The organism is Haloarcula salinisoli (assembly GCF_019599405.1).
Taxonomy (GTDB): domain Archaea; phylum Halobacteriota; class Halobacteria; order Halobacteriales; family Haloarculaceae; genus Haloarcula; species Haloarcula salinisoli.
Map to the genome: position 1 here is coordinate 104,768 of NZ_RKLQ01000005.1, position 11,992 is coordinate 116,759.

At 57.7% G+C, this 11,992-nt stretch carries 10 protein-coding genes and 1 CRISPR repeat array; of the genes, 2 read left to right on the forward strand and 8 right to left on the reverse strand.

Annotated features, from left to right (window positions below; translation table 11 throughout):
- Nucleotides 1–276 precede the first annotated feature (276 nt).
- From EGD98_RS18820 to EGD98_RS18845, 6 genes are all read right to left on the reverse strand, one after another.
- Nucleotides 277–1,161, reverse strand: coding sequence for a hypothetical protein (locus EGD98_RS18820; protein ID WP_220589895.1), 885 nt, complete (start codon nucleotides 1,159–1,161; stop codon nucleotides 277–279).
- A 101-nt stretch (nucleotides 1,162–1,262) separates the two neighbouring features.
- Nucleotides 1,263–1,553 carry a DUF7389 domain-containing protein gene (locus EGD98_RS18825; protein WP_236039633.1) on the reverse strand — a complete coding sequence of 97 codons (291 nt, stop codon included), beginning with the start codon at nucleotides 1,551–1,553 and terminating at the stop codon, nucleotides 1,263–1,265.
- A 94-nt stretch (nucleotides 1,554–1,647) separates the two neighbouring features.
- The gene (locus EGD98_RS18830) at nucleotides 1,648–1,818 is read right to left on the reverse strand and encodes a hypothetical protein (RefSeq protein ID WP_220589896.1); all 171 of its coding nucleotides are present in this window, start codon (nucleotides 1,816–1,818) and stop codon (nucleotides 1,648–1,650) included.
- Entirely contained in the window at nucleotides 1,818–2,066 is a 249-nt protein-coding gene (locus EGD98_RS18835) for a hypothetical protein (RefSeq protein WP_220589897.1), read from the reverse strand. Before EGD98_RS18835 ends, EGD98_RS18830 begins: the two co-directional genes overlap by 1 nt.
- A 514-nt stretch (nucleotides 2,067–2,580) precedes the next feature.
- Entirely contained in the window at nucleotides 2,581–2,946 is a 366-nt protein-coding gene (locus EGD98_RS18840) for a helix-turn-helix transcriptional regulator (protein ID WP_220589898.1), read from the reverse strand.
- A gap of 376 nt (nucleotides 2,947–3,322) precedes the next feature.
- Entirely contained in the window at nucleotides 3,323–3,562 is a 240-nt protein-coding gene (locus EGD98_RS18845; protein ID WP_220589899.1) for an HTH domain-containing protein, read from the reverse strand.
- Between the two features lie 157 nt (nucleotides 3,563–3,719).
- Here EGD98_RS18845 and EGD98_RS18850 point away from each other — a divergent pair, with 157 nt between their 5' ends.
- The gene (locus EGD98_RS18850; RefSeq protein ID WP_220589900.1) at nucleotides 3,720–3,896 is read left to right on the forward strand and encodes a hypothetical protein; all 177 of its coding nucleotides are present in this window, start codon (nucleotides 3,720–3,722) and stop codon (nucleotides 3,894–3,896) included.
- Nucleotides 3,893–4,075 (forward strand): hypothetical protein, encoded by a 183-nt coding sequence (locus EGD98_RS20895; RefSeq protein WP_236039635.1) that lies wholly within the window; start codon nucleotides 3,893–3,895, stop codon nucleotides 4,073–4,075. Before EGD98_RS18850 ends, EGD98_RS20895 begins: the two co-directional genes overlap by 4 nt.
- A gap of 431 nt (nucleotides 4,076–4,506) precedes the next feature.
- A CRISPR array of direct repeats spans nucleotides 4,507–10,627; the repeat unit is 30 nt; unit sequence GCTTCAACCCTACAAGGGTTCGTCTGAAAC.
- A 105-nt stretch (nucleotides 10,628–10,732) separates the two neighbouring features.
- Here the strand turns inward: EGD98_RS20895 and cas2 are convergent.
- Complete coding sequence (gene cas2 / locus EGD98_RS18855) at nucleotides 10,733–10,993, reverse strand: CRISPR-associated endonuclease Cas2 (RefSeq protein WP_220589901.1); 261 nt, start codon at nucleotides 10,991–10,993, stop codon at nucleotides 10,733–10,735.
- Nucleotide 10,994: 1 nt separating this feature from the next.
- Nucleotides 10,995–11,990 (reverse strand): type I-B CRISPR-associated endonuclease Cas1b, encoded by a 996-nt coding sequence (gene cas1b / locus EGD98_RS18860; RefSeq protein WP_220589902.1) that lies wholly within the window; start codon nucleotides 11,988–11,990, stop codon nucleotides 10,995–10,997.
- Nucleotides 11,991–11,992: the final 2 nt, after the last annotated feature.

Genomic DNA, 11,992 nt, shown 5'->3' on the forward strand with positions numbered 1-11,992 from the left:
ACCTGCTCGGCTGTCGGTGCTTGTCTGCGCTGTCCCATGATAGCTGAGTATAACAGGGCCACTGGTATAAGCCTAATCCTGCATTCGGCAGGGTCACAGGTGTTGTGATGGTGTATTGGGCGGTCACGAGGATGTCCCCGTGTTGTCTACTGTCGCTTGTTCTTGCCAACGCGGGACGGTTCCCGCCTGCTGCAGCTACGGAGCCAGGCGTCGACGTCGGCAGGGCACGTGCCGACGTGTCCACACACCACTGTTTCCGCTGCTAATTCCCTATCGTCACACGGCACACCCGTCGGCAGCTGTCACAACGGGGGTGACTCCGCCTGTGGCGGCCGCATCACCATCCAGGAGGTCCAAGCCGAGATAGCGTTTCTCGAGCAGTGCCTCCGCCGTTGCCATCGACATCGCCAGTATCTCCGTCGCCGATTGCTCCCGGCCGACCTGCCGTGACTTCACCCGCAAATGGTCCCCACCCAACTCTTGCAATTTGGACCACACCCGCTTCACCGTCTGTCCATGCGGCTGCTTTCCCAACTCCGCGGTCAACGCCGTCCTCACATCCGATTTCGTGAAGAAGACCCCGGAGCCATCCACGCGTTCAGTGCCGAACTCCGGCCAGCGCTTGGCCACCTTCACCGCCCGGTAGGTGTTCTGGCGATTACTCCGTTCGACGAAGATCTCCTTGACCGTCGTCTCGCGGCAGTTCGCGAAAAAATCGAGCGGCGAGGAGCTGGGTTCGACACCCTCCGGCAGACTCTCCACGTCTTCCTGCTGGTCGGCGTCGGCTTCCAGCTGTTGTGCTTTCGCCACGGCACTCCTGGCGATGTCCCGGGTCTCGTCGTGCTCTTCCTCCAACTCCTCAAGCCGACTGTCGTTGGCCTCCGCCTTTCCACTCGCCGTGGTCGCGATATCGTGGGTCCGTTCGACCTCGTTTTCGAGCTCGTCGACGCGCTCCCGAAGCTGCTCGCGCTCCTGGACAAGCGACTCTAACAACGTCGCGACCACAGGGTCGACGTCACGGTCGCTGAGCCGGGCCAGGAGCGCCTCGCAGTCCGGGCCGGTCCCATCGCCCGTCTCGATATCCATTCCGAGTGCGGCCGCCACAGCGGAGTCTCGGTCATCGAACTGTGCGTCGTCGGCGTGGGAGTACTGGTCGGTCATCCCTGAGACCCACTCCCGGAATCGAACCGGGCCACCCCGACCACGGCGTGGGCTGGCCGCGGATTGCCCGCGGCGTCACTGATCAGGTCACCTGGCGGCCGCTACCCATCGCCGTCTTTCGAGGGCTGGATGTTCCGACACCGGTCGCCGTACTCCGCCTCGTACTGCGCCAGCAGGTACTCGAACTCCCGGGCAGCGGCTGCTGCCGTCGCGCCCCGGGCGGTGATCGTGATCGTATCCTCGTCTCTGGTGCCGGTCCCACGCTTGAGCCGGGCTTCGACGCTGGCGCCGACGTCCGTGTGCTCGATCCGTTCGGTCTCGGGTGGGGCCCCGAGCGTGGCCTCGTGACTGTCGCGCTGTGCCTCGTCGGCGGGGGAGTTGTTATCGGGCATCCCTGAGACCCACCCCCGGAATCGAACCGGGCGCCACCGACCACGGGGCGGGCTGGCCGCGGAGTGGCCGCGGCATCGGTCTTCAAGTTTCGGCTCACTCGGCCTCGCGAATCACCTCCCGGGCCTCGATGCGGACGGCGCTCGCGTAGGGGCCCTGCTGGTACTGCTCGTATAGGGCGGCCACGCGATGGAACTCCCCACACCACTCTGTGTAGTGGGTGAGCCCGCCGACCGCGTAGCACAGGCGCCACTCCTCGGCGTCCATCACCGGGCACCTCCGAACGCCGGCGCCGGGGCGACGTCGACGGTGGGTACGTGGTAGGTAGCGATGTCGTCGGCTCGCTGGACCGCCTGGACCACCGTCGCCGGCTCGCCATAGTGCAGCCGCTGGATAGACTCCCGAGCGAGGTCGGCCAGGAGTGCCGTTTCGAGCGGGCCATCGGCCGCCAGCACGAGCAGATGGGGCCGACACTCCAGGGCCGAACAGACGACCACATCACCGGCGGTGATCATCACCGCCACCTCCCGAATGTCGCCCGACAAAGTTTATTACGAATCCTCACAGACCGGGATAATGGGACGTGATCCCGTGCCCACAATTTCCCTCTGACAGCCCCCCACCAGGGGTCACCGTCCCGTGTGTCGTCGGCCGGGTGCTGGTCACATCCGGCCACTCGTCGACGTGGCGAGCGCCAGCAAAGTTCTCCAACGTGGGTGACAACACGACGCCGATGCCAGTCTCCACCCCAGCCACTGCGTGGGTACTGGTCACCGCGTACTGTGTGCCCGACCAACCGCTGGTGGGAGTGAGGTCGCCCGCCGTCCCTGTCAGTCAGAAAGACTATACTGCCGTGCCAGTCAAGACGAATGCAGGCACGATTGTGGCTGTCAGAGGCACTTCGTGGGCCGGCACTTCGTGACCGGCCCCGTTTTGCAGCGTCGCTACTGTTGGCACTACATCGGGGCATGCGAATGGCCCGCGCCCGGAATCGAACCGGGCGACGCCGACCACGGCGCGGGCTCGGGGCTACTCGATGGGTGTGGCGGGCAGCATCTCGGGCAGGTCCAGTTCCTCGACGAGGCGGCCGTGGGCCGCCAGACACTCTCGGGCTGTGTCGGTGAGTTCGTAGGCGGTCTTGCGGTCGGTGATCGGCCGGCGTGTGACCAGGCCGGTCTCGTCGAGGTGGCCGAGGTTGGTGTACACTCTGGAGCGGTTGACGTCGTCGGGATAGCGGGCCTCGAGCCACTCGTGCAAGGCCGCGCCGTAGGCGTCCTGCCCGAGGCGGGCGTGGGTGGCGATGCCCAACAGGAGGTCCCGCTGGAAGCCCGTGCAGTCGTACCACTGGTCTGGCGGGCGATGCATCTCTTCGTGGGTGGGGTCGGTCTCGGTCATGGGTAGCGGGGGCGACGGGTTCGTTTCGTCGCCTATACTGCAAATTATAGCTGAGTCATTATAATAGTTACCGTCTGGAAACTAATAAACGGCTGTAGACTCAGTCAGTCTTCCGATGCTAATTTTTGTTTGCGAAAGCTACGGTCACTAAGATGGGAGATAGAGGTCGTAAAAAGACCGTGTCTGATCTCGATATACTGCGGGAATTTGCATTAGAAGAGGCTCCATTTATGCACCCGACAGAGCTGACTGATACCCTGGATATGTCTCGACAAGGTGTCTACAAGCGGCTCGTCCAACTGGAAGAGGATGGATTACTGGACAGTAAGAAAGCTGCCGATACTCGGAATTGGTGGCTCACTGACGATGGACGACGCTATATCTCGGAAAACTCCTGATCCTCTTCGCGCCACCAGCCAACCATACGCTGTGTCGGCTTCTTTCTGAAAACCTCGCCTTCCTCCTCTAAGGTACAGAGGCGTTTGTGTATCGCTGTCCGGGTAATTGGGAGAATATCCTCTAACTCGCTGGCAGTGACAAATGGCCCCTCGATTTCATCGAATGCCGCCAGCAGTTCTTCATCGGAAACTTGCTGATTCCCGTGGTTGGCACACATCTGTAGTGCCAGTATTTAGTTGCCGTACGACAATAAATTTATGGTGGTGGAAATACAATGTATAGAATAGGAACCAACGTGCTGTCGGGTGATTTCGTCGCTTTAGGAAATCGCCCCGGTGCTGGAACACCGAAGCGCGTGGTTCCAGTCAGAACCAATGGCAACTACGCAGTGCACCGACAGTAAAGCTGTCGGCACGGTGGATGCACAGGCACAGGACACTGGTCGCTCGGTCGTCGACATCGTCACCGCAGACCTGCGGTTGACCGACTGGAACGTGTACCGGACCGTTTCTGAGTGCTCCGAGGACACGATTCACCGGCTCCAAGCATGACCGAGCTCTCCGTCGCTGATGCGAAGGGGTTCGTGTACGAGCCCGTTCGTGGCCCGAAGCGGAAGATTGAGTTCGAGCCCAGGTCAGATGGGACCTTTGAACGGGTCGAGGCGGTCTGGAACGGATGTCGATGGCGCGTGACTGGACGTGAGGTCGTGAAATCGATACGCCGTATCTGAGCTGCGGTTTGTTTTCTCTGGTTTGCTCAAGCGTCGCTGTTTGGATAGTTTCGCGCGCCTTAACCAACATTGAACCGAATACACCCGCCTTGTTGGTTAAACAGCTACTCGACCGACCTCCCACTCTGCGGTCCCATCTTCGGCGGTTGCGGTCTGCACGACCATCCCGATCGAGCGCCCGAGTGCCGGATGGGTGAAAGCCCGGGAACGCAACGAAGTGAGTACCCCGGAACACAGCGACCAACGAGAGCGTCCTCGTTCCGGCGAGGGAGGGCGCGAGTGAGGGTTCTATAACAAAGTCAACTCTATAGCGCACCCGAGATTTACGAAACCAGTCTTATTTATCGACTGTCTGAGGTCCATAGTAGATATCCCGCACGTGTTCGTCTGAAACGCAGGACATAGATGGTCCCCTGGCCGTGTTCGTAGATGCTTCAACCCCACGAGGGTTCGTCTGAAACGAATTCCACATCACGTTTGTCCAAACTGCAATGATGGCTTCAACCCTACAAGGGTTCGTCTGAAACCATATTGCGCTGGGTATCCTTCGAGACTCGATTAGCGCTTCAACCCTACAAGGGTTCGTCTGAAACACTATCCAGAATCCATGCATCGAGAGCACGTTCCAAGCTTCAACCCTACAAGGGTTCGTCTGAAACTGGTGCGACGACTGCCAAAAGATAATCCCACACGGGGCTTCAACCCTACAAGGGTTCGTCTGAAACCCGGGAGCCTCAAAGAGGCCCAAGAACAGAAGTACGGCTTCAACCCTACAAGGGTTCGTCTGAAACTCGAGGACGTCGACGACGAGCTTGTCCAGGCGACGGCTTCAACCCTACAAGGGTTCGTCTGAAACAACCGAGTACGCCTATCGGGTTGTCGACGGCGTGGGGCTTCAACCCTACAAGGGTTCGTCTGAAACCGGAAGATGCGCACGCCGCGTGGCGACCTCACCGAGCTTCAACCCTACAAGGGTTCGTCTGAAACGCACATGGGCCGGTCGTGAGGCCTCCGGTGGATAATGCTTCAACCCTACAAGGGTTCGTCTGAAACCCGTTTTCCGAGTGGTTTGGTACGTGTTGATGCTCGCTTCAACCCTACAAGGGTTCGTCTGAAACGGTCGTCCCAGCCGCTGCCGCGACTCCATGACTCGCTTCAACCCTACAAGGGTTCGTCTGAAACCAGTGTCTTCGTATCCGTCTGTGGTTATCTTGACCCGCTTCAACCCTACAAGGGTTCGTCTGAAACGCGGCTGATTGACGCGGACAAGCTGGTGGTCAACGCTTCAACCCTACAAGGGTTCGTCTGAAACAAAATACACACCGCTCCGCTGCCGCAGACTCCAGATGCTTCAACCCTACAAGGGTTCGTCTGAAACGCGTTGAGCGTCGTCTCGCCCGTCACACCGAGCGCTTCAACCCTACAAGGGTTCGTCTGAAACAACCAGTGACCTTCCCGTTGAAGCCGGCGACGACGTGCTTCAACCCTACAAGGGTTCGTCTGAAACTACCTGTGTCTCGAAGCCGCCGATAGTCTCGGGGATGCTTCAACCCTACAAGGGTTCGTCTGAAACCACCAAACCATCCAGTCGGCCCATGACGACCTGCCGGCTTCAACCCTACAAGGGTTCGTCTGAAACCCCATGATAATGTTCGTCAATTTATCGCTTGACATTTGCTTCAACCCTACAAGGGTTCGTCTGAAACGCCCTGACCTTTATGGGTAGTGACGGCCTACCACGGCTTCAACCCTACAAGGGTTCGTCTGAAACTGGTGACGACGGCGATACCGTCTGGGGCAGCGACTCGCTTCAACCCTACAAGGGTTCGTCTGAAACTAGTCAGTCACGACCCGTCCAACTCATAGCCGGGGCTTCAACCCTACAAGGGTTCGTCTGAAACCAGCCTTTCACTTAACCGCGAGCCGACGCCGGAGCGGCTTCAACCCTACAAGGGTTCGTCTGAAACCCGCATCGCCTCGTTCGCAAAAGCGTGATTGAACACGCTTCAACCCTACAAGGGTTCGTCTGAAACAAAGTCGCCGCGCCCGAACGGCTGGTCCGTCGAGTGCTTCAACCCTACAAGGGTTCGTCTGAAACTCTTCGTCGTATGCGTCGGCCCGAGCCAACATCTGCTTCAACCCTACAAGGGTTCGTCTGAAACCTGGTCGGTCCACTCAGACTTAGATTCGTTCAGCGAGCTTCAACCCTACAAGGGTTCGTCTGAAACTCGATATCTCCGAGCCCGGTCTCGTCCTCCAGCTCGCTTCAACCCTACAAGGGTTCGTCTGAAACAACAGCCCGATGTTGTTCTCGATGACCGCGTCGCGCTTCAACCCTACAAGGGTTCGTCTGAAACCCGCTGGTGTTGCCGATAACCGTCGTGAACGTCTGGCTTCAACCCTACAAGGGTTCGTCTGAAACGCGGTCCTCCGGCGCGATGATTTCGTCTTTGTGCTTCAACCCTACAAGGGTTCGTCTGAAACGAGCGTCTCACTGCCGACGGAATTCCCGTTCAGGTAGCTTCAACCCTACAAGGGTTCGTCTGAAACTTTGTGGCCGAGTATACGGCACCGAACCAACCCGGCTTCAACCCTACAAGGGTTCGTCTGAAACATCGGGTACTCCGGGGTCGGGGTGGACTCCGGTAATGCTTCAACCCTACAAGGGTTCGTCTGAAACGCGAGGGGAATATGACGGTCTCGGGCGACCCCGGAGCGCTTCAACCCTACAAGGGTTCGTCTGAAACGTACTGTCCACGGCGGCGTCGGTGTTGCCACGGACGCTTCAACCCTACAAGGGTTCGTCTGAAACACGTCCCGCGCCCGATTCGGACCTGTCCGTCAAACGTGCTTCAACCCTACAAGGGTTCGTCTGAAACATACTTGACGTCCTCGTCACCGAGGCAAACAACGAGCTTCAACCCTACAAGGGTTCGTCTGAAACTTGTAGCCCCACAGATGCCCACGCGACGGGATGCGGCTTCAACCCTACAAGGGTTCGTCTGAAACATCGATATAACACTGGCTTCGGATGACCAGGTCTTCGCTTCAACCCTACAAGGGTTCGTCTGAAACGTTCCCGCCTTTCTGGCCACGCTCGACGGGCTCGGTGCTTCAACCCTACAAGGGTTCGTCTGAAACGAAGTTGCCGATGCCACCACCGAACTGCTCAACGGGCGCTTCAACCCTACAAGGGTTCGTCTGAAACATCTCGTCCGTCTCCCGGCCGAGGTAGTTGTCGCGGCTTCAACCCTACAAGGGTTCGTCTGAAACACGGTAGCAACAGCGTTCAACATTTGAATATCGGTGGCTTCAACCCTACAAGGGTTCGTCTGAAACAGCCTGTCGACGACGTAACCCGGGTTCACGAGGTCGGCTTCAACCCTACAAGGGTTCGTCTGAAACGCTCATCGCTTCCTCCGTTTGTATTCGGTTGCTTTCGCTTCAACCCTACAAGGGTTCGTCTGAAACACGTAAGCGCTGCATACGGCTAAAACGTTGCTCCGGCTTCAACCCTACAAGGGTTCGTCTGAAACACTCCCACGACGGTCGATGGTGATATTGAGTCGGGTGCTTCAACCCTACAAGGGTTCGTCTGAAACTCGGGTTAGCGTGAGCATATGTTATATTTTCACCCGCTTCAACCCTACAAGGGTTCGTCTGAAACCCAGTCCAGAAGCAGCGGGAGCGACAGACCCGACAGCGGCTTCAACCCTACAAGGGTTCGTCTGAAACGGAGCGCGGTACCAACCGCGACCTTCTCGCCGTCCTCGCTTCAACCCTACAAGGGTTCGTCTGAAACTACCAACACGGGACGTTTCCATCAGGTCCGTCCGCATGCTTCAACCCTACAAGGGTTCGTCTGAAACGGGAGCCGCCGCCCTGAACGACCACAGACGACCCCTGCTTCAACCCTACAAGGGTTCGTCTGAAACCATACGTCTCCAGCGCCTCGCCTTCGATTTCGAGGCTTCAACCCTACAAGGGTTCGTCTGAAACGCGCAGACGAGACCGACCGCTGTCGTCGCAGTTCCGCTTCAACCCTACAAGGGTTCGTCTGAAACGTCCCCACCGAAGCTGTCGACGTCGTGCCACCGCATGCTTCAACCCTACAAGGGTTCGTCTGAAACTGTTCTCGGATATCGGGGGTGTTGGTTCGTGGCTAGCTTCAACCCTACAAGGGTTCGTCTGAAACACTATTTTGTCTTGGACTCGTGATACACGGCTCAGGCTTCAACCCTACAAGGGTTCGTCTGAAACCGTCTTCTCGGCGATACGCGGCGGCTCGTTTGCGCTGCTTCAACCCTACAAGGGTTCGTCTGAAACTACCTCAAAATCATCAACGTCGACCTGACCGACGCGCTTCAACCCTACAAGGGTTCGTCTGAAACACCGTGGTCGCGGTCGTCATGAACCGCATGAGCCTCGCTTCAACCCTACAAGGGTTCGTCTGAAACGATCCGCTCTCGCTGAGCCTCGATCATGAGATGCTCCGGCTTCAACCCTACAAGGGTTCGTCTGAAACGAGTACGGTCGCCGGCGCCGGGAGCCCTTTCGGCGCTTCAACCCTACAAGGGTTCGTCTGAAACACGGCCACGGGTCACTGGGGATGTTGGGCCACGAGCTTCAACCCTACAAGGGTTCGTCTGAAACGGCGCTCGCGGAGCTAGGCGGCGTGGTCGATATCGAGGCTTCAACCCTACAAGGGTTCGTCTGAAACGATATCTGCGCTCCATGTCCCGTCTCCGTTGTCGGTGCTTCAACCCTACAAGGGTTCGTCTGAAACCCGCGCTCTGGTCGTTGTAGATAGCGTTCGTGTTGCTTCAACCCTACAAGGGTTCGTCTGAAACGCAAGAGGCAATCACGGCCCGCCGGGAGGACTGACTGCTTCAACCCTACAAGGGTTCGTCTGAAACGGGTCGTTCCGGCCCGATTCGCTCCACTGGTCGGGGCTTCAACCCTACAAGGGTTCGTCTGAAACGCCAACACGGGACGTTTCCATCAGGTCCGTTCGCATGCTTCAACCCTACAAGGGTTCGTCTGAAACAAGTTGCCGATGCCACCACCGAACTGCTCAACGGGCGCTTCAACCCTACAAGGGTTCGTCTGAAACAGTCGGCCGCGGCCTCGCGTGGGAGCGCTTGCTCAAGGCTTCAACCCTACAAGGGTTCGTCTGAAACGTGGTTTTTGTGCAACCGAACTCGTCGGCCATTTCCTGCTTCAACCCTACAAGGGTTCGTCTGAAACCCACTGGTAGCTGATGACCAGCGACTGGCCGTCTGGCTTCAACCCTACAAGGGTTCGTCTGAAACCGCCGCAGTGTTCGCACTCCCATGCCGGTGGGTCGCTTCAACCCTACAAGGGTTCGTCTGAAACTTCAGCAGAGACAGCGGCTCCGGGGGCGTGTCCGCAGCTTCAACCCTACAAGGGTTCGTCTGAAACGGCCACGGAAGTAATCCACAGGTTCACTGGCCAATCGCTTCAACCCTACAAGGGTTCGTCTGAAACTCCTCGTTCTCCTCAGAGTCGGCAGTCTGCTTCAGCTTCAACCCTACAAGGGTTCGTCTGAAACTGCAAGCTCTGAACTCCGACAGGACCGACAGGACAGCTTCAACCCTACAAGGGTTCGTCTGAAACTCTCTTCTCTAAGTTTTTCTGGAGTGTCAGAGCGGACGCTTCAACCCTACAAGGGTTCGTCTGAAACGAGCGTATCTCAGACGCCTACCAACAGGTCAGTCTGCTTCAACCCTACAAGGGTTCGTCTGAAACCGCGGCGTCTCACCGCGCGCATGGTCCGCTCGCTTGCTTCAACCCTACAAGGGTTCGTCTGAAACCCGACTGCCGGGGTCCGCCGACGGGTGGTAAATGTGCTTCAACCCTACAAGGGTTCGTCTGAAACGAGATTATGACCGACGGCGGACAGATGCAAAAACCAGCTTCAACCCTACAAGGGTTCGTCTGAAACGTCAGGCAGCGTAAACGAGTGGTCATGCAACCAGTCGCTTCAACCCTACAAGGGTTCGTCTGAAACGGGTGGCGAGTACGTACACCGTCGAAGTCGGGTAGGCTTCAACCCTACAAGGGTTCGTCTGAAACTAGGTTTGCGGGTCGGCCTGTGGGACCAACTGAGCGCTTCAACCCTACAAGGGTTCGTCTGAAACGGACGACGCAATCGTGTTGCCTAAGGTCGCTTCGTCGGGCTTCAACCCTACAAGGGTTCGTCTGAAACCGCGTTTCGTGGAGATATCGTTGCCCGGCTTCTGGCTTCAACCCTACAAGGGTTCGTCTGAAACGACGTAGCCGAGGATGGCCGCGAGGATGAGTGCGCTTCAACCCTACAAGGGTTCGTCTGAAACATTCTTGCGGACCTTGAGGCAGTCGGGATTCCGATGGCTTCAACCCTACAAGGGTTCGTCTGAAACCGACGCCTACGCGAAGGTGCGGGCGATGCACCGGGAGCTTCAACCCTACAAGGGTTCGTCTGAAACAGATGACCGCGCCCGCAGTCATGCCGACCAACAAGCTTCAACCCTACAAGGGTTCGTCTGAAACCATGCCCAACATACGGGCTATAGGCATGCTAACGGCGGGTCACAGTAAAGCCCTTCCGTCGACCATCAATAGTGCGTGTTCCCCAGGGGGGTTGATGGAATCCGACTATAGAAACCGTTGATTCTCCGTTGGGTCTTCCCCATAGACGGTTCGATTGAGTAGCGTATCAGAAGACAGCTCGTAGATGATTGTTGATTCACCGGGTTTCAGCAAATCATCGATCTCGTTTTTGAGCTTGGACAAATCGCCCTCTGAAATTTCCCCTTCAAGAACCGAGTTCTGTACGTGAGTTAGATACCGCCGGCCGATTTTGAGGGCTTTCTGCGTTCTGTCGGCTTCCAGGTCATAGACCATCACAACGTACATTTCACCACCACCGTTGGAACGGATCGTATTCTTCACCGGTGAGCAAGTGTTTTTTCAGCTTGTATGCCTCGAGCCGCATCAGATACTGGTAACTCACCTTTCGGTTGAGCGTCGGATGTTCAACAGTACGCTCAAGCGTCTCTTCGAACGCCTTTGTGTACGTTTTCCGCCCAGATTCGTTCAGTAAACACGAGCCGAGCTCCGTCTCGAAATCGGTATCCGAAATCTGGTTTCGGTTTACCAGCCGGAACAGGACACGGTCGGCAAGGACGGGTTTGAACAGGTCGGCGAGATCGAGCGATAGCGAGTAGCGCCGCTCGCCCGGCTCGTGGAGGTAGCTAATCGTCGGGTCGAGTGCAGTAGCACGGATTGCCGAGACGCAGTTCGCATAGACCAGCGAATTACCGAACGAAATGAGGCTGTTAATCTCGTTGGGCGGTGGGTTGTACTCTCGCTGGCTCAGCTGAAACTCGCTTGGGAGAATCTCATTAAAACTCCGGTAGTATGCCTTTCTCGCAGTGGCTTCGGTTCCCAGTAACTCATCGACGGGCAACTCCTTATCAACGCGTGCGGCCGCAGCTTCGAGCTCCTCGATAATGTCGTCGAGATCGTGATCGCGGCCGTTGTAATAGACCACGTTCGTCCGCATATTGTGAATGCTGCCCCGCACAATTGCCGCGGCGAGTTGCCGTCGGTGCTGGCTATCCTCGTAGGCCCGGACCTGATTGACGACTGTCTTCCCCGATGTTTGTCCGCGTTTCGGCATCACCGACCCCGAGTAGTAATCCTCCCAGCCGAACACGTGGAGTGCGACCGTGCGGTCGTTGAGAAACGACATCAGCCGCGTGTTGAAATCGATCTGGCCGTGAAGGAAGAACGCCTCGGCGTTCTCGATTGGGATGTACTGCTTTTCTCCACCATCGTCGGGGACGAGCCTGAGCGTGTCGTCGCTGCGTTCGAGTCGGCCGTCGGAAAAGACGTGGTAATTTCGATCCATTG

Coding starts and splice junctions, on each gene's coding strand:
- EGD98_RS18820 (WP_220589895.1), bottom strand. CDS start 1,161: ATGACCGACCAGTACTCCCACGCCGACGACGCACAGTTCGATGACCGA.
- EGD98_RS18825 (WP_236039633.1), bottom strand. CDS start 1,553: ATGCCCGATAACAACTCCCCCGCCGACGAGGCACAGCGCGACAGTCAC.
- EGD98_RS18830 (WP_220589896.1), bottom strand. CDS start 1,818: ATGGACGCCGAGGAGTGGCGCCTGTGCTACGCGGTCGGCGGGCTCACC.
- EGD98_RS18835 (WP_220589897.1), bottom strand. CDS start 2,066: ATGATCACCGCCGGTGATGTGGTCGTCTGTTCGGCCCTGGAGTGTCGG.
- EGD98_RS18840 (WP_220589898.1), bottom strand. CDS start 2,946: ATGACCGAGACCGACCCCACCCACGAAGAGATGCATCGCCCGCCAGAC.
- EGD98_RS18845 (WP_220589899.1), bottom strand. CDS start 3,562: ATGTGTGCCAACCACGGGAATCAGCAAGTTTCCGATGAAGAACTGCTG.
- EGD98_RS18850 (WP_220589900.1), top strand. CDS start 3,720: ATGGCAACTACGCAGTGCACCGACAGTAAAGCTGTCGGCACGGTGGAT.
- EGD98_RS20895 (WP_236039635.1), top strand. CDS start 3,893: ATGACCGAGCTCTCCGTCGCTGATGCGAAGGGGTTCGTGTACGAGCCC.
- cas2 (WP_220589901.1), bottom strand. CDS start 10,993: ATGTACGTTGTGATGGTCTATGACCTGGAAGCCGACAGAACGCAGAAA.
- cas1b (WP_220589902.1), bottom strand. CDS start 11,990: ATGGATCGAAATTACCACGTCTTTTCCGACGGCCGACTCGAACGCAGC.